Annotated in this window: 13 protein-coding genes and 1 pseudogene; 3 read left to right on the forward strand and 11 right to left on the reverse strand. The window is 64.0% G+C overall.

Annotated elements, in window-relative coordinates; all coding sequences use genetic code 11:
- Positions 1-38: 38 nt before the first annotated feature.
- The 4 genes from B2M20_RS17920 to B2M20_RS17935 all read right to left on the reverse strand — a co-directional run bounded on the left by B2M20_RS17920 (position 39) and on the right by B2M20_RS17935 (position 5,902).
- The gene (locus B2M20_RS17920; protein ID WP_079448377.1) at positions 39-3,302 is read right to left on the reverse strand and encodes an efflux RND transporter permease subunit; all 3,264 of its coding nucleotides are present in this window, start codon (positions 3,300-3,302) and stop codon (positions 39-41) included.
- Positions 3,299-4,309: an efflux RND transporter periplasmic adaptor subunit gene (locus tag B2M20_RS17925; protein ID WP_087881224.1), complete on the reverse strand. Its 1,011-nt coding sequence runs from the start codon at positions 4,307-4,309 to the stop codon at positions 3,299-3,301. Before B2M20_RS17925 ends, B2M20_RS17920 begins: the two co-directional genes overlap by 4 nt.
- Before the next feature lie 66 nt (positions 4,310-4,375).
- The gene (locus B2M20_RS17930) at positions 4,376-4,579 is read right to left on the reverse strand and encodes a YgaP family membrane protein (protein ID WP_079448378.1); all 204 of its coding nucleotides are present in this window, start codon (positions 4,577-4,579) and stop codon (positions 4,376-4,378) included.
- A gap of 18 nt (positions 4,580-4,597) precedes the next feature.
- Positions 4,598-5,902, reverse strand: a complete 1,305-nt coding sequence (locus B2M20_RS17935) for an NAD(P)/FAD-dependent oxidoreductase (protein WP_079448379.1) — start codon at positions 5,900-5,902, stop codon at positions 4,598-4,600.
- Between the two features lie 177 nt (positions 5,903-6,079).
- Here B2M20_RS17935 and B2M20_RS17940 point away from each other — a divergent pair, with 177 nt between their 5' ends.
- From B2M20_RS17940 to B2M20_RS17950, 3 genes and pseudogenes are all read left to right on the forward strand, one after another.
- Positions 6,080-6,397, forward strand: a complete 318-nt coding sequence (locus B2M20_RS17940; RefSeq protein WP_420799343.1) for an ArsR/SmtB family transcription factor — start codon at positions 6,080-6,082, stop codon at positions 6,395-6,397.
- 289 nt (positions 6,398-6,686) lie between these two features.
- Positions 6,687-7,095, forward strand: a pseudogene (locus B2M20_RS20455) (phosphoketolase family protein); the annotation flags it as partial.
- Positions 7,096-7,151: 56 nt separating this feature from the next.
- A complete protein-coding gene (locus B2M20_RS17950) occupies positions 7,152-9,047 on the forward strand; it encodes a heavy metal translocating P-type ATPase (protein WP_079448381.1) in 1,896 nt (631 codons plus the stop codon).
- 344 nt (positions 9,048-9,391) lie between these two features.
- On the opposite strand, the gene B2M20_RS17955 is transcribed toward B2M20_RS17950, so the two are convergent.
- The 7 genes from B2M20_RS17955 to B2M20_RS17985 are packed head-to-tail and all read right to left on the reverse strand — an operon-like array spanning position 9,392 to position 16,721.
- Positions 9,392-11,536: a type IV secretory system conjugative DNA transfer family protein gene (locus B2M20_RS17955; RefSeq protein ID WP_079448382.1), complete on the reverse strand. Its 2,145-nt coding sequence runs from the start codon at positions 11,534-11,536 to the stop codon at positions 9,392-9,394.
- On the reverse strand, positions 11,514-12,572 hold the full coding sequence (virB11, locus tag B2M20_RS17960; protein ID WP_079448383.1) for a P-type DNA transfer ATPase VirB11: 1,059 nt from the start codon (positions 12,570-12,572) through the stop codon (positions 11,514-11,516). Before virB11 ends, B2M20_RS17955 begins: the two co-directional genes overlap by 23 nt.
- Complete coding sequence (gene virB10, locus B2M20_RS17965) at positions 12,535-13,881, reverse strand: type IV secretion system protein VirB10 (protein ID WP_079448384.1); 1,347 nt, start codon at positions 13,879-13,881, stop codon at positions 12,535-12,537. The genes virB11 and virB10 overlap by 38 nt, the downstream gene beginning before the upstream one ends.
- A gap of 2 nt (positions 13,882-13,883) precedes the next feature.
- Positions 13,884-14,687: a P-type conjugative transfer protein VirB9 gene (virB9, locus tag B2M20_RS17970; RefSeq protein WP_079448385.1), complete on the reverse strand. Its 804-nt coding sequence runs from the start codon at positions 14,685-14,687 to the stop codon at positions 13,884-13,886.
- Positions 14,684-15,400, reverse strand: coding sequence for a VirB8 family type IV secretion system protein (locus B2M20_RS17975; RefSeq protein WP_079448386.1), 717 nt, complete (start codon positions 15,398-15,400; stop codon positions 14,684-14,686). The genes virB9 and B2M20_RS17975 overlap by 4 nt, the downstream gene beginning before the upstream one ends.
- Positions 15,397-16,527 (reverse strand): type IV secretion system protein, encoded by a 1,131-nt coding sequence (locus tag B2M20_RS17980; protein WP_079448387.1) that lies wholly within the window; start codon positions 16,525-16,527, stop codon positions 15,397-15,399. The genes B2M20_RS17975 and B2M20_RS17980 overlap by 4 nt, the downstream gene beginning before the upstream one ends.
- Before the next feature lie 8 nt (positions 16,528-16,535).
- Complete coding sequence (locus tag B2M20_RS17985) at positions 16,536-16,721, reverse strand: hypothetical protein (protein ID WP_244553588.1); 186 nt, start codon at positions 16,719-16,721, stop codon at positions 16,536-16,538.
- Position 16,722 lies beyond the last annotated feature (1 nt).

A 16,722-nucleotide genomic window follows, 5' to 3' on the forward strand; every position in this document is an offset into this window, starting at 1 on the left:
GTCGATTTCTCAAATGGTCCCTCACGGCTTCCTATGTTTCAGGTTGATGTCGAGCCGGCATGGGTTGGTTCGGGGGGCGTCGGTGCCTGCCGGCTCTGATCGGGCTTCGAGCCTCCTCTCAGCACGACATAAATTGCGGGGATGACGAGCACGGTGAGGGCCGTCGATGACGCCAGTCCGAACAATAGCGAAATCGCGAGCCCCTGAAAGATCGGGTCGGTGAGGATGACCGCCGCCCCGATCATCGCCGCGATCGCGGTCAGCAGGATTGGCTTGAAGCGGATTGCGCCCGCCTCCAGCAACACGTCGATCAGCGGCCGGTCGGGCCGGCGCGCATGGCGGATGAAATCGACCAGCAGGATCGAGTTGCGCACGATAATGCCGGCCAGCGCGATGAAGCCGATCATCGAGGTAGCCGTGAATGGCGCGGCGAACAGCCAGTGGCCGAGCATGATACCGATGAAGGTGAGCGGGATCGGCGTCAGGATCACCAGCGGCAGCTTGAACGAGCCGAACTGCGCGACGACGAGAACGTAGATGCCGAGGATGGCCACCATGAAGGCCGCGCCCATGTCGCGGAAGGTCACCCACGTCACCTCCCATTCGCCGTCCCAAAGCAGGGTCGGATGAGTTTCGTCGTCCGGCTGACCGTGCAAGGCGATCACGGGCTTGGGCAGACTGCCCCAGTCGATCCGGTCGATCGCATCGCGCACCGCGAGCATCCCGTAGATCGGCGCTTCATAGGCACCGGCGAGCTCCCCCAGCACCATCTCGGCGGGGCGGCCGTTGTGGCGGAAGATCGGCCAGGACGCTGGCTCATGGGCGACACTGACAACATCGCCGAGTTCGACCACCCCGCGGCCGCCCGGCAGCGCGTTGGCGGGCACCGGCGTGGTCAGAGCGCGCTCGTCCATCACCGCACCCGCCTTGGGCAGCGCGAGGCGGATGGCGATCGGGTAGCGTCCGCCGCCACGTTGCGAATAGCCGACCGTCGTGCCGCCGTAGAGATAGCGCAGCGTGTCGTACACGTCGGCCTGCTCGACCTTGTAGTATTCGAGATTGTCCTGATTGATCGCGACGCGCACGCGCTCGGCCTGGTTATGATAGCTGTCATCGACATCGACGATGAACGGGACGCTCTTGAACGCCGTGCGCACCTTGGCGGCTACCGCGCGCCTTGTGTCGGGGTCGGGGCCGTAGATTTCGGCCAGCAGCGTGCCCAGCACCGGCGGCCCTGGCGGCGGCTCCACTACCTTGACGATCGTGCCCTGCGGGAGGTCGATACCGCGCAGGCGCTCGCGCACGTCCAGCGCGATGGCGTGGCTCGCCCGTGCGCGCGCTCCCTTCGGCACAAGGTTGATCGCGATATCGCCCTGCTCGGGACCCGCGCGCAGGTAATAATGCCGCACCAGACCGTTGAAATCGAACGGCGCGGCGGTGCCAGCATAGGTCTGGAACGAGACGATCTCCGGCACCGGGGCGAGCCGGTCGACCATCGCTTGCAACGCCCGGTCGGTGTCCTCGACCGACGACCCCTTTGGCAGGTCGAGCACGACCTGAAGATTGGCCTTGTTGTCAAACGGCAGGAGCTTCACCGTGACGTGTTTGGTGTAGAACAGCGCGAGCGAGGCCAGCGTCGCCCCCCCGACCAGAGCCAGGAAAATCCACGCTCGCCGGCGTGACGCCAGAACGGGCTTCGCGACCGCGACGTAAAGCCGGCCGAGCCGGCCGCCGCTCGCCGCCTCATCGCCTTTGCCGGCAGTATTGTGATCGCCGCCGAGCTTCATCATCAGCCACGGCGTCAGGATGACGGCAACGAAGAACGAGAACAGCATCGCGGCCGAGGCGTTGGCCGGAATCGGGCTCATATAGGGGCCCATCATGCCGGACACGAACAGCATCGGCAGCAGCGCCGCCACCACCGTCAGCGTCGCGACGATGGTCGGATTGCCGACCTCGGCGACCGCGTCGATCGCGGCCTGCGCGCGCGAGCGGCCGTCGCGCATCGCCCAGTGGCGGGCGATGTTCTCGATCACCACGATGGCGTCGTCCACCAGAATGCCGATAGAGAAGATCAGCGCGAACAGGCTGACGCGGTTGAGCGTATAGCCCATGACCCACGAGGCGAACAGCGTCAGCAGGATGGTGGTCGGGATCACCACCGCAACCACCAGCGCCTCGCGCCAGCCGATGGCGACGGCGACCAGCACCACGATCGACACCGTCGCGAGGCCGAGATGGAACAGAAGCTCGTTGGCTTTCTCGTTGGCCGTCTCGCCGTAATTGCGGGTGATCGTCATCTCCACGTCTTCGGGGAAGATCTGGCCGCGCGTCTGCTCCAGCCGCCGCACGATCTCGTCGGCGATCACCACCGCATTGGTGCCGGGGCGCTTGGCGATGGCGAGCGAGACGGCGGGCGCGCGTTCGAGTCCAGCGTCCGCCGTCTTGCGGATATCGGTGACGCGGTTCTCGGCCGGCGAGGTCGCCAGCACGACCTGAGAGACGTCGCGCACATAGACCGGGCGGCCGTCGCGCGCGGTGAGCAGGATGTTGCCGATCTCGGGCAACGCCTGCAGGGTCTGGCCGGCGACGATGGCGCGCTGCTGCGTCTCCTCGCGCACGGTGCCGATGCGGAACGAGCGGTTGGCGCCCTCGATCTTGGCGGCGAGCTGTTGCAGGGTGATGCCGTAAAGCGACAGCCGCTCGGGATCGGGCTCGACGCGGAACGCTTCCGGCTGCTCGTCGACGATATAGGTGAGGCCGATGTCGGGCAGTTTCGACACCTCGACCTGCAACTCGCGGGCCAGTCGAGTCAGCCCGTTCGCGGTCCATCGGGACGCGGCCGCCGTCGTCGGGCGGAGCGTGACGACCACGATCGCCACGTCGTCGATGCCGCGGCCAACGATGAGCGGCTCCGGAATCCCGACCGGGATCCGGTTCATGTTGGCGCGAACCTTCTCATGCACCCTAAGAATGGCGGCGTCCGGATTGGTGCCGACCTTGAAACGCGCGGTGACCACGGTGCCGTCGTCCTCGGTCTGCGAATAGACGTGCTCGACGCCGTCGATGCTCTTGACGATGGTCTCCAGCGGTTCGGTCACCAGCTTGACGGCGTCCTCCGCTCTCAAGCCGTTGGCGGTGACGTGGATATCGACCATCGGCACCGAGATCTGTGGCTCCTCCTCGCGCGGCAGCGTCACCAGTGCGACCAGCCCGAGCGCCAGCGCCGCCAGCAGGATCAGCGGCGTGAGGGGCGACGCGATGAAGACGCGCGTCAGGTGGCCTGCGATGCCAAGTTTCATGGCAGCACGATCCGGTCGCCGTCGCGCAGGCCGGTAAGAATCTCGACGCGTCCCGCGCCGTTGTCGGCGAAGGTCTCGCCGAGAATGACAGCGACGTCCATTGCGCCGGCGTCGGTGGCGACGCGGACATAATCGACGCCATGGGTGGTGCGGATCGCCGTCGCCGGCACCGCCAACACCGTACGCTTGCCGACCGGGATCGACACCAGCGTGCGCTCGTTGACGAAATAATCGCCGATCCCTTCGACCTCGACATCCGCGATCACGCGCCCGTCGGTGATCTCCGGATAGACCTTGACGATGCGGCCGCGATGCGCGGCGGATAGCCCGCCCGGCGCGGTGAGCCCGCGCGCACCGACCGTCACGTCGGCGCCCTGTGCGATCTCGCTGGCATGACGCTCCGGCAGCGACAGCCGCAGATAATACGGTCCCGGCGCGATGCGGGCGATGTCCTCGCCGGGCATGACCACGGAGCCGGGCGTTACCGGCACTGTGAGCACCCGCCCCGTTGCAGGCGCGAAGACGGTGCCCTCGCGCGCGCTCTGTTCGATGACGGTCTTCTCCGCCTTGGCCGCCGCGACCTGATTGGTTGCGACCTCGAACTGCATCTTGGCCTGATCGAGGCTGACCTGCGTGCCTGATCCGCTCGCCCTGAGCTGCTGCGCCCGCTCAAGCTGGACGCGTGCATTCGCAAGCTGCGAGTTGAGCGCCTCGATCTTGGCGTCGGCGGCGTTGAGCTGAAGTGCGAGCTTGTCGTCGACGACGACGGCGATTGCCTGTCCTTCCCTGACTTCGTCGCCCTGCGTGACGCGAAGCTCGCGCACCGAGCCGCCGATGCGGGTACGCGCCGGCACCACGATGCGGCTCTCGACCTGGCCGAAGACGGCCTTCATCTCGGGAATTGTCGTGGCCTTGACGACGAATTCGCCGGCGTCGGCCGCCGTCGCGCCCGCGATCGCCGCGCCGGCGAGAACGGCTGTCAGGAAGCGCAAGATCGGTCGATGCATGAGCGTGCAGCTTTCACAGAGCGATCACAAGTCTCGTCCGACCATCGGATAGAGAAGGTCTCGTCGTTATTTAAATGCGACGCCGGCCGGACAGCCCAGTTTCCTGAAGATCATGGCCGAAGGGCAAAAGCCTGTGACCGACGCCTGGATCAGGTTTACCCCGACGAAGATTGTGAGCAGATACCACCAGGGCGACGCGTAAAATCCGAGCCCCAGCGAGACAAGAACCATGAAGCCGGCAAACATCATCACGGCGCGATCGATCGTCATTGTCGTTTCTCCTCTGCTTCAAGACTGCGCCTGTTCGGCCGTCTCCACGTGAATTTCCTTCAGTTTCTTGATCCCGAGCATGTCGAGGACGAGGTTTTCGTAAAAGGTCTCGGCCTTGCCCTGACGCATCTTGCGCAGGAAGTATTTTTCAAAACCGATCTTGGCGGCGTGGACCCATTTGCCCTGCGACGACCAGTTGACGTTGCGCGGCGGGATCTGGGGCTGGGCGACGAAAGCGATGCCGTCGTCGCCGAAATCGGCGAGGCAGACCGCGTTCCAGGTGGCGACCGCTTTCGGGTGCTCGCCCTTGAGAAGCGAAGCGATGTTCTCCGCCGTGGCGGTGACCATGGATTCGATCATGAAACCGGTCTTCGGCACGCCCACCGCGAGCGGCGTCTTGCCGACCGGCGGAATGGCGACGCAGACGCCGACGCCGAAAACGTTCGGGAAGGTCGGGTTGCGCTGGTGCTTGTCGATGACGATAAAGCCGCGCGGATTGGCCAGGCCCTTGACGCCAAGAACGGCCGGGACGCCCCGGAAGGCCGGCAGCAGCATCGAGAAGGCGAAGGGCAGTTCGTGCGTTGCCTTGACCGAGCCGTCGTCGTTGACTTCTTCGACGACGAGTTTTTCAGGTTCGACCTTTGTCGTGCGCGCATTGGTGATCCATTTGATGTGGCGGTCGCGCATCGTGCTTTCGATCAGGCCCTTGGTGTCGCCGACGCCGTCGAGCCCGAGATGGCCGATATAGGGCTCCGGCGTCACGAAGGTCATCGGCACGCGGTCGCGGACGCGCGCATTGCGCAAGGCCGTTTCGAGGATGAAGGCGAATTCATAGGCCGGGCCGTAGCAGGATGCGCCTTGCACGGCGCCGATCACCACCGGTCCCGGCGTCTTGACGAGTTTGTCGAATGCGACTTTGGCCTGAAGGGCATGATCGGTCTGGCAGACGGACTGGGTATGGGCATTCGGGCCCAGCCCCGGCACCTCGTCGAAGGCAAGGTCAGGTCCGGTGGCGATAATCAGATAGTCGTAGTAAATGGATGTGCCGTCATTGAGCTGAATCCGATTTTCAGCCGGCTCGACGCGTTTGGCCCCCTCCGGCCGCAGTTCGATGCCTCTCTGTTTCAATACCGGAGCGAGGTCGACTTCGATATCCGCCGGCTGTCTCCAGCCGACGGCGACCCACGGATTCGAAGGCACGAACGAATAGGTCGAGCCGAGATTAACGACGGTGAGACGATCATCTCGCCGCAGCTTGGTCTTCATCTCATAGGCCATGATGGTTCCACCAAGGCCCGCGCCGAGAACGACAATGTGAGACATGGACTATTCCTCCGATTATCCGTCGAGTTTCCCTGACATCGCGCATTGCGTCTTGATCTGGTTCAAGGCAGGAGCAAATTGTCCTTTGAACCTTGCGTCGGCCTCTCGGGAAGGTCGGACAGCTTGTTTATAACATTCAAGGAGTATAAATTCAATACTATGAATGTAGGAGATATGATGCCGGCGGCGGAATCGGCCGCGGAACTGATGCGCAGCCTGTCCCACCCGCAGCGCCTGCTGGTGCTCTGCGCCCTGGTGGACGGCGAGAGGTCAGTCGCTGAATTGCGTCAAGGGCTCGGGATCGAACAGGTGCCGATGTCGCAGCAGCTCATGCGGCTCAGGTCGGACGGGCTTGTCGAAGCCCGTCGCGAAGGAACGACGGTCTATTATTCCATCGCACGGCCGGAGGTTTTAACTGTCGTGGAGGCGCTGCATTCAGCCTTCTGCGCACCGGCCCGAGGCAAGCGGCCGCGCGGGGGCCAATCGAAGAGATGATCGCGCAACCGTTCCCTAGCGTCCTGTCTCTGAAATTTCTATGCATTTATGGCTGGTCATGATTCCATCTCTGCATCCAGAAGATTCGGAGGCGGCGATGACAGCTCCGCTGCGGTGGAGATCGTTCTCAGCGAGAAGGAACGCAGCGAGCTGGAAGCGGAGGGTGCGACGTCGCAAGATCGAGCGGGCGGATGCGCTGCGCGCCGAGATTGTCCTTCTGGCGGCCGATGGTTTGAACATGCGACGCCGACTGGTTCCGCCAAGCGCTTGCCGCGCGCGGCATCACGGCATGCGGCCAAAGGAGCATCATCCGCACGGCCTCTTAGACAGGGAGTTCGACGCGCTCTTTGCCACCGACAGGCCAGTCATCTTTGCCTACTACGGCTATCCTTGAACGATTCGTCGCCTCACCTATCGCAGGTCTAATCACGACAACATCCATGTGCGCGGCTACAATAGAAGAAGGCACGACGACGACGCCCTTCGACATGACCGTGCTCAACGGTCTCGACCGCTACCATCTCGTGCATAGCGTGCTTGACCGAGGGCCGAAACTGAAGGGCATCCGCGTCGGATTGAAGCAGGCGATGGACGGTAAGTTGCTCGAGCACCGCACATACATTCGCGCGCACGGCCAGGACATGCCAGAGATCCGCGATTGGAGGTGGGTGGATGATCGCCCGTTGACAAATGGCTGAAGCGACAAGTCCGAGGGCTGCCTTTGACATGCGCTTGACCCCGGGGTGAACACCTTATGAATCCATTGCTGCACAACCGCCTGAACGTCGCCTTGCTGGCCATTGCCCTGATCGGGCTCATGTGCGGTCTCGGCCTGACGGTGGCGGACAAGCCTGAGCTTGCGACGATCGCGTGGGCTACAGGTGTCGTCCCGGTTCTGGCCGCTCTTCTGGTTGAAATCGTCCGAAGCCTCGTGAAAGGCGAAGTTGGGCTCGACATCGTCGCTGCCCTTTCGATGTCGGCGGCTCTGTTTTTCGGCGAAACGCTGGCAGCTGCCGTGGTCGCGCTGATGTATTCAGGTGGTACCTTCCTCGAGAGTTTTGCGGAAGGTCGCGCCCGGCGCGAGATGAGCGATCTACTGTCGCGCGTTCCCCGGACCGCGACCCGCCACCGCGACGGCGCGCTCGATGAAGTGCCGCTAGGCGACGTCGCACCGGGCGATCTGCTGCTGATCCGGCAGGGTGACGTTGCGCCGGTGGACGGGATGGTTGAGAGCGACCGCGCGATGCTAGATCAGTCGGCGCTCACCGGCGAGTCGATGCCGGCTGGGCTAAACCGTGGCCAGGACGTGATGAGCGGCTCGACTAATGCGGGGGATGCATTCGATCTGCGTGTGACCCGCCGGGCAGCTGACAGCACCTATGCCGGGATTGTCCGGCTGGTCGAGGCGGCGCAGGCGTCTAAGGCGCCGATGGCCCGGCTGGCCGATCGTTATTCCCTGTTGTTCCTCGCTGTCACTGTCGCTCTGGCAACTGCCGCCTGGTGGTTCACCGGCGATCCGATCCGCGCGGTGGCGGTTCTGGTTGTGGCGACGCCCTGCCCCTTAATCCTCGCCGTGCCGGTGGCCCTTGTCGCCGGCTTGTCGCGCGCGGCGCATTTCGGGGTTCTTATCAAGGGTGCAAAACCGCTGGAGGCGCTGGCGCGGGTCAGGACACTGATCCTCGACAAGACCGGAACGCTGACAGACGGACGTCCGCAGATCGTTTCGATCGAGACCCGCGAGGGCATGTCCGGGGAAGAAGCTCTTTTTTTCACCGCCGCTCTGGAGCAGGCCTCCAAACACCCGATGGCACGGGCGATTGTTGCAGGGGCCCGTGCGCAAGGCATCACTCTGCCCATTCCCGAAGACGTGGTGGAGACTCCCGGCGAGGGTATTGAAGGAACAATAATGGGCCGCAGCGTTGTCGTGGGAGGTACCGATTTCGTGACGGCGCAGATCGGTTCAGAGAGGTTCAAGAAGCAGGTTCTCGACTTCGGGTCTGTCCTCGTGGTGCTGGCGATCGACGGGAAGCTCATGGGTCACCTCGTCATGGCCGATGCACTCCGATCGGGCACTTCCGAGCTTCTTACGGGACTACGGCGGCTGGGAATCGGCCGGATCCTTCTGGCAACTGGCGACCGCCGTGCCGTAGCCGAGGCTGTGACCGATGGGCTGGGGCTTGACGACGTCCGGGCCGACCTGAGCCCCGAACAAAAGGTTCTGCTAATCTTGACCGAGCACAAGAACGGCCCGGTCATGATGGTGGGCGACGGCGTGAACGATGCGCCGGCTCTTGCCGCCGCCGACGTCGGGGTCGCTATGGGCGCGCGTGGCGCCGCTGCCTCGGCCGAGGCAGCGGATGTCGTGTTGCTGGTCGATCATCTGGATCGACTATTGCCCGGGGTCGAAATTGCGCAAGGATCCCGCCGGATAGCACTGGAGAGTGTCGCGGCCGGCATCGGCCTCTCAGTTGCCGGAATGATCGCTGCCACACTGGGGTACCTGACGCCCGTGCAGGGAGCCGTGCTGCAGGAACTGATCGACGTGGCTGTTATACTGAACGCGCTGAGGGTGTTGCGGATCGTGCCGACACAAACTGGGCGGGTCGCCGACCATCCTGCTATCGCTGCCTCCAGTCATCCGCCAGACTGAGATCCAGCCCCGCGCAGCCAGGAAGGCCTATAGATAAAGAACCTTTCCATTCCGAAGACAGAGCTGGCTCGTGCTGTCCCCGTCGCGCCTGAATTTGTGCATTCCGATCATCCTTCCGGCCCTTGGCTCAAGAGAAAGGATGTCTCGTAAGTCCGTACATTCCTACAGATTTTCAGGGGCGCTTGCGACCGGACTCCCTTTACTCCAGAAAGAGTAACAGTCGGCGACGGCCGTTGCCGATAAAGCAATCGAGAAGACCGTCGTCGTACTCGGAACCGGCGAGAATAGAGCATGAATGCCGGACGAGCCTGGCGCGGCGGTGCATCCTAATTTGTTGCCGCGAATTATTTTTGGTCGTCTCCGAAGGAGCGGTGCAAAGCATCGAGCGTTTCGACCGCCTGCCTCACGTTCGGGCTCGACTCCTCGCGGAGCTCGCCCGTCATGGCGTTGAAGCCGGCGTCTTGCTCCCCGGCCGCCGCGGCCAGGATCTCGCGCACGTCGCAGCTCTCGCCGGGGGGCGGAGGAGGCACCGCGCCGAGGCAAAGCGCCTTGCGCGGCTGAGGCTGGGACGGTGGACCCGCATGACGCCGAGGCGCGAGCGTTAGCGGCGTGGCCTCGTCCTGAGCCGCCGGCTCCGGCTTGGCCTTGGTCGCCGCGCGCTGGGCCGCACGTCGCGTCGTTGGCATGCGCGTCCGGGAAGGGGTGGGAGCGGGCGGCGGCTGTGGTGCGTCCTGCTGCTCCGACGCCGGGTTGATCGCCCCGCGCAGGGACTCGTCCTGCCAAGCGCGCAGCCTCGGGAGGACTGGCGGAGAGTCCTTCGCGCGCTCGAAGTAGTTGCGGTAGGGCTTGTCCAGATAGTGCCGGATTTTTGTCAGCTCGAAGGACCGCGAGTTCTTCACCATGAGGATCGAAAGCCGAGCTGACATCTCGCGCAACTCAAGCGGGCTGCGCAGTGGCCGCGGCATGTAATGAGGCGCCCAGACGCGCGGTGCGAAGATCCCCTGCCCTGGCCGCTGGATCGGCGTCTTGTAGACCTGCGTCGTCTCGCCGAGCATTTCAGATACAAATTCCGAGGTCTCGAGGTCGTTGATCTGGATGAACAGCTTGATCTGCGAGCCCGAGACCGTGGTGATGCGCGTGTTCCTGCCGTAGAGCTCGTCGAGCTGCGCGAGATCCTGCATGACGATGGCCATGCGGAAGCCGTAGCCGGCGCTGATCGTGATCTTCGAGATCAGCGAATCCATACGCCCGACGTGGTAGAACTCGTCGAGCATCAGCAGCACCTGATGCGGCTCATCCTCGCCAGGAATCTTCACCATCAGCAGGTCATGGATCTGCTGGAACAGGATCCGGATCAGCGGCCGGAAGATCGACAGCTCCGCGATCGTGCAGCCGATGAAGATCGTCATCGGTGTGCGCCGTAGCTCGCGGATGTCGAAGTCGGACGTCTCCGTGGCGGCCGAGATCAGACCGTTGTTCCAAAGCGACATCGCCATGTTGACGTTGAACACGGCGCTGTTGCGCGTTTCAGGCTCGAGTGCGATGTACTGGTTGAAGCTATCGACGACCCAGGTTGGCAAGTTCTGGTGCTCCGTCTTGACGATCGCGCGCAGGACCGAGGAGATGTCCTTCCCCGTTGTCGTCATCCGCGCGACGGTGCGCATGTGCTGCGCGGCGGCAATCAGAGGCGACGACAGCACGTAGCCAATCAGTGCCGACAGCAACAGGCGACCGGCGCCAGCCCAGGTGTCGTCGGCCTTTTCCGGGATCACGAAAGAGGCGACCACCAGGCAGTCCGTCGCCATCCGCTCGTCCCGCCGCACGAAGTCGAGCGGATTGTAGCGGTGCGTGTCGTTGGACCCGGGCGAGAACATGAAGACCTTGTTGCCTTTTCGCCCGCGGTGGTTGGCGAGCGCGTCGAAGTTCTCGCGCTTGGGATCGAAGAAGACGGCCGAGCCTTGCCAGAGGTAGCCGTTCGGCAGGACGAAGCCGGTGCCCTTGCCCGAGCGCGACGGTCCGACGACCAGGATGTGGGCGGGTTCGTCCGAGCGGAGCGTCGCCCCGCTTAGGGTGCCGAGCACGATGCCGCGCTTGGTCGTCAGGCCCTGCTTCGCCGCCTCCATGACATTGCCGAACTGCGCTGCCCCGAAGGGCATCTGGCGCCGGTTGATGAAGGCAAACAGGACGCCAGCGACGCCCAGCGCCACGACCCCGGCGGCGGCGTAACCGGCCCGAATGAGGGCTTCTATCCGCGTTGGGCCGTAGAGAAGTCGTTCGTAGAAATGCCGCCAGGCTATCAAGAAGAAGTCGCCCGAGCGGTCGGCGTTCTGCATCCGGAACAGAGCCCAGCGCGACGCGCCTTCGCTGGGAAATCGCGTCGGCGCCCAGCGCAGCGCCACGACGACCTCGTAGGCCATGCTCCACAGCAGCCAGAAGGCGAGCAGCAGCAGGATCGCGACGCCGATCCTATAGGCGACGACGCGTGCCATGGCGGCCTTTCCCCCCTCGCCGCTGCTCCCGCCATTCCGCCATGCGCGAGAAATGCACCGCCGACGTGCCACGCCAGCCGCCGACCTTTGTCTGCTGAATGACGATCGGAAGCACCGACCTGATGTATCCGACAATCTCGTCGTGGCGCAGGCCGAGCCCGGCCTGCATCACCATCAAGGCAAGTTGCTCGAAGGCGCCCGCGGGACTGTCGGCGTGCACGGTCGTGATGCTCCCCGGATGACCGGTATTGATGGCGCGCAGGAATGAATAGGCCTCGGCGCCACGGATCTCGCCGAGAAAGATGCGGTCCGGCCGCAGCCGCATTGAGGCCTGCAGCAGCGTCTCGACCGTGACGCGCGCTTCGCCCTGGTCGCCCTTGGAAGCGACGAGTGGCAGGTAGTTCTTTTGAAGCGGATTGACCTCCCGGGTATCCTCGATGGTGATGATGCGCTCCTCAATCGGCACCTCCTTGAGGATGGCGTTCAGGAACGTAGTCTTGCCGGAGCTCGTGCCGCCCGACAGCAGGATCGAGTAGTGGCTGACAACGGCGAGCCGGATGAAGTCCTCGATGCGGCCGGCGTCGAGGTACTCGCACAGGCGCCGGTCGGTTTCCGAGAGCGCGCCTTCTCCTGCCGTCGTCACCTTCTCGAACGAACCCAGCTTGCGGTAATCGTCGAGCCGCATTTCCTTGATCACCTGCTTGCGGATCGCGAACGCGCCACCCGCCGTCGTCGCCGGCGGCATGACACCCTGAAACCGCTCTCCCGTCGGCAGCGCCGCCGACAGCAACGGATGCTCCTCGTTGACGCTCTGGCCCGAATGTCCCGCGACACGCTCGGCGAGGTGCCGGATGGCGTTCTCCGTCAGGCTTGGCACTTCGTGGCGCTCCATGGCGGCCTGCCCGAAGCGCTCGATCCAGACCTCGCCCGGACCGTTGGCGCAGATCTCGACGACCCGGTCATCGTCGAGCCAGGTGCGGATCGGATCCAGTGCGCGGTCAATGAAGACCGTCAGGCTTCGTGCGAGCGCGTTCACGCTTCAGCTCCCTCAGGGCTTGCTTGACCGGGTCCGGATAGAGCGCCGAAAAGTCGAGATCTCGACGCACGAAGACGATGATCCGCGTGCCCTGGTCGAGATAGATGGTCGGCGGAATATTGATCGAATTCCTGAGCGCCTCCTGCGCGATGTTGGTCAGCGTCTGCGAGACATTCTGCGCTGCGATCTGGCGCGCCTGTAGGCTCAACTGGTTTTGATTCACGCCCGTCTGTGTCTGCGTGACCATCCCCGTCACCGGGTCCGTGGTGGTGATGACCGTGCCGTTGCCATAGCCGTTGGTGTTCTGACCATAGGCGCTGAGGAACTGCGAGACGCCGCCGACGAGCGAGAGCATGACGGCAGAGCCGAACCGCTCGACGTAGTGGTTATCGACGAAGCCGGCATTGCCGGCGCGCCCGAGGTCGTCGGTCCCGTTCGAGCCGAGCTGCACCGAAACGCCATCGGATCGGAGCATCCGCGTCCAGACGACAAACACGCGTGTCTGTCCCTGTGCGATGCCTGATTTGTATTCGCCGACCAGGCGGCTTCCCGCCGGAATGAGTACACGACGTCCATCAAACGACCAGACGTTCTCGCTCACGACCGCGCGCACCATGCCCGGCAAGTCGCTTTGAAGGGCCGTCTCGAGCACGCCGCGAATCATCGTGCCTTGCGCCACCAGCGCGTCGATCCGGTTGTTTTTATTTGCGCGCGAGACCTCGACGCCGGCGGCAGACACCGAGGCGAGGAAACGCCGGTTGGGATCGTCCTCCGGGCCGCTCGCAGCCCTGCCTCCTTCATTCGAGTTCGCAGCCTTCGCCGCGGCCGCGGCGTTGTCAGTGATGACCTGCGGGGCGCGCAGGCGCTCCCACCGGCGGCGCTCCTCCTCCTGTCGTTGGCGCTCGAGCTCGGCGAGACGGCGCGCTTCGTCGTCGTTGGGTGGGACGCCTGCCAGCGGCGGTTCGGGGGGCGGTGGTGCCGGCAGCGCGAGAGGAGGCGCGACCGGAGGTGGTGGGGCGGGTTCGGCCGGCGCCTGCGGGATGACGATGGTGCCCTGACTGGTCTGCGTCCGAGGGGTCGAGAGCGACGGCGCTGGAAACTGCGTCGTCGTAAACTCCTCCTTGTCCGGCGTTGTCAGGGTTGGCGAGCGCCGCGCGACCGTTCCGTAGATCATCCAGCCCGCAACGATAAGTGCGCCGATTGGCACGCCAAATTTCAGGAAACTGCCCAGCGCGGTGCGACCGCGAGCGACGGAAGTTGCCGCCGCGGCTTCCAGTTCGAACGAGCGGTAGTCGTCAGGCGTGGGCATGATCAGCCTCCCACGGTCGTCGCCGCACCCACACGTTGCGGCTTATAGGGCTCCAGCCCGTTCGGCTCATGCACGTTGGTGAGGCGGCGGTTAAAGACGCAGGTCGACTCTTGGCCGTTGCGGAGCGTCCACTGCGGCGAGATTTTGTCGACGATGACGTAGGGGCCCTCGGTCCGGAAATTGACAAGACTCTCGTTGCGGTCGGCGTCGACGATGTAGATCGCCGGCGTCTCGCCCTCGAACCGGAACCAGGTCTTGGTCCCGTCATCGAACACCGCGACCGGCTTGTTCACGGAGGAGCCCTTGTAGCCATAGTCGCTGTTGGCGTTGGCAATATTAAGATCCTTAAGATTGGGATTGGCGGCACGCCTCTTGGCCTCGGCCAAAAGCTTCGCGCTCGCCTCGTCGTCCGGGAATCGGAACCGCACCGCGTAAATCTGTCCCCCGGGCGGCCGCGTGTTCGAGCGCAGCAAGAACGAATAGATGCGCTTGTCGGTGACGACGTTGAGGTTCGATATCGCGTTCTTGTCGACCGGCTTGACGAAGATGATGTCACCTTTGCGGTTCGGTTCGACCTTCCAGGCAATCGAGTCGCCGAGCGCCAGCGTTTCAATCCTCTCGTCCGGCTGCAGCTCGATCATCGTCGAGGTGCCGTAGCTGGCGTCGATCGCGGTGACGTTGTCCCTGTTGTAGACGACATCCCGGACACGGGAATCGGTGCGACCAGGGCGCGGCAACGCCTCCGCGTGGGCGGCGCTCGCCGTGATGCAGAGGATCAGACCGGCGACGACACGACGGTTCTTCATTGCTGCGCACCCACAGTTCCGGGCGAAGGCGCCGTTTCCTGATCGCGGCGATATTCCAGCACCTGGAAGCCGAGCGGATTGTCGAAGCGCCACTCGTTGCGCATCGGCGCGGAGGTGTAGCGAAACCGCACCAGCGAGACCCAGTTGCGGGTGACGATGTTGGTCGACGATTTCTCCTCGGTGGAGAACCGCGCCAGCGCGGTCCGGTTGTTCGGGAACGTCACCGATTTGATCGTGACTGCGACGACCGTGTTGGTGCCGTAGACCTTGACGGGGTTGCTCGGATTGGCGGGCGAATAGATTTCCGTCAATTCGCGCGCGGCGTCCGCTGTCGCCAGCAGCTGGGCGAGGTCGAAGTTGTCCTTCAACGCCTTCGGATCATAGGTTTCCCGCGCCTTGATGTAGCGCACGACGTTGAACGTTGTGACCGCCTCGTCTTGCGTCAACGGGCCCTCCGCCATCGGGCGCTTCACTTCGACGAAGCCGGTGGTCTTGTCGACCACGACCATGTAGGGCTCGTAAGTTTTGAGGGGAACAAGTAAGGCCAGCGTCCCGAGGGCCCCGACCGCAACCACGGTCATCACAGTGGCGACGATCCAAGCCAGGGCGCGGGAGGTGCGGTTTCGTCGGGCGATGTCGCGTTCCCAGGTCGCGCCGTCGGCGTAGTACCGCGGATCGACGCGCGCGGGCTCTGTTGACACAGTTTCCGTCATGGCCGACCTCCGCCACTCGACGCCGGCGGCACGCCGGGATTGCGGAGTTGGTCGGCAAGACGACGAAATTCCGCGGACTGCGCCCATGACCCAGCGCGAAGACCGACGCGCGCACGTTGACGCGCGGCGAGCTCCTCGCGTCGCGACGTCGAGGCGGGATTGAGCGGGTTGCGGAAGGCAAGGCGCGCCCGGTTGGCGACAGCGCCGAGCCGATAGCCTGTAGCGGTGGCAATGACCGATCCGATGCGCGGTGAGAAAATCGGCACGCCGCCGGCGATCGCCGCCGCAACATTGTTGATCTGGCTGAGCAGCAGAATGCCGATGATCGCAAGCAGCACGACCGGGCCGATGGTGGCCCAGGTCGCCAATTTGGAATTGGCGACGCCGTTGAGCGTGTCGATCGTCTGCTGAATCAGCGAGACGTAGAAGGCGAGGAAAGCGTAGACGAGCACCTGGACCAGGAAATACTGCACGAGCGCGCTGAGCCAGCCACTGAAGAACCGTGTCGTCACGCCGAACAGCAGCAGGATGATGAACAGCGGCGCCAACGCCAGCAACAGCCACATGAACATCTTCGACAGCACGATGAGAAAGATCGCAAAGCCGATCATGATCGCCATCACGACGTAGAAGACAGCTGCGAAAATGTAAGGCCCCCAATTGGTGATGCCGGCATTCTGGAGGAAGGCCTCGGTGGCGCTGTTGGTCGTGTTCCACATATTCTGCAGCGCCGACTGGACACCGTTGACGGAATTCAGATTTGCGGACGTGCCGGTGTTGTTGGCCGACGTGACGGCGTTCAGGAGCGCGTTGCCAATTGCGGAGGGGCCGTCGTTGAGGAAATTGTACGCGAGTGTCTGGAAGTCGCCCCACTTCGTGGCCATGGCGTAAATCAGCATCGCGCGAAACAGTCGAAAGGCATGGTCGGCGGGGCCGCCTGTCGCGGTGCCCTGCCAAATTCCGACACCCCAAAAAATCACGTAGAGCGTCAGCAGCAAGCCGGCGACGCCGGTACCGCCCCCCGAGGTCGCCGCGCTGGCCAGCGCCTGGTAAGCGGTGGAGACATAGTTCTGACCGAGCTGATCAACCGATTGCAGGAGCGTCGTAATATTGAAGGTGTTTCCCATCGCCCCTCTCAGATCGGCCGCATCGGGCCGCAGCGGTCGAGGTGCTGGAAAGCTCCCGGGACGGTCGGTGGCGCGACGTCCGAATAAGCGAGCGGTGTCCCGCCTTCGTCAGGTGAGCAGGGCGCTTTCAATGGCTTGTAGGCGCAGCCGGCGAGCGCGAGGGCCGTGAACGCCACGACGAGTAGTGCGAGCACC

This window comes from Nitrobacter vulgaris (genome assembly GCF_002028545.1).
Lineage (GTDB): Bacteria > Pseudomonadota > Alphaproteobacteria > Rhizobiales > Xanthobacteraceae > Nitrobacter > Nitrobacter vulgaris.

Excerpts from the sequence above, each read along its gene's own strand:
- B2M20_RS17975 (WP_079448386.1), bottom strand. The coding sequence starts at position 15,400 with ATGACGGAAACTGTGTCAACAGAGCCCGCGCGCGTCGATCCGCGGTAC.
- B2M20_RS17920 (WP_079448377.1), bottom strand. The coding sequence starts at position 3,302 with ATGAAACTTGGCATCGCAGGCCACCTGACGCGCGTCTTCATCGCGTCG.
- B2M20_RS17935 (WP_079448379.1), bottom strand. The coding sequence starts at position 5,902 with ATGTCTCACATTGTCGTTCTCGGCGCGGGCCTTGGTGGAACCATCATG.
- B2M20_RS17955 (WP_079448382.1), bottom strand. The coding sequence starts at position 11,536 with ATGGCACGCGTCGTCGCCTATAGGATCGGCGTCGCGATCCTGCTGCTG.
- B2M20_RS17930 (WP_079448378.1), bottom strand. The coding sequence starts at position 4,579 with ATGACGATCGATCGCGCCGTGATGATGTTTGCCGGCTTCATGGTTCTT.
- B2M20_RS17980 (WP_079448387.1), bottom strand. The coding sequence starts at position 16,527 with ATGGGAAACACCTTCAATATTACGACGCTCCTGCAATCGGTTGATCAG.
- B2M20_RS17940 (WP_420799343.1), top strand. The coding sequence starts at position 6,080 with ATGCCGGCGGCGGAATCGGCCGCGGAACTGATGCGCAGCCTGTCCCAC.
- B2M20_RS17925 (WP_087881224.1), bottom strand. The coding sequence starts at position 4,309 with ATGCATCGACCGATCTTGCGCTTCCTGACAGCCGTTCTCGCCGGCGCG.
- virB9 (WP_079448385.1), bottom strand. The coding sequence starts at position 14,687 with ATGAAGAACCGTCGTGTCGTCGCCGGTCTGATCCTCTGCATCACGGCG.
- virB10 (WP_079448384.1), bottom strand. The coding sequence starts at position 13,881 with ATGCCCACGCCTGACGACTACCGCTCGTTCGAACTGGAAGCCGCGGCG.
- B2M20_RS17950 (WP_079448381.1), top strand. The coding sequence starts at position 7,152 with ATGAATCCATTGCTGCACAACCGCCTGAACGTCGCCTTGCTGGCCATT.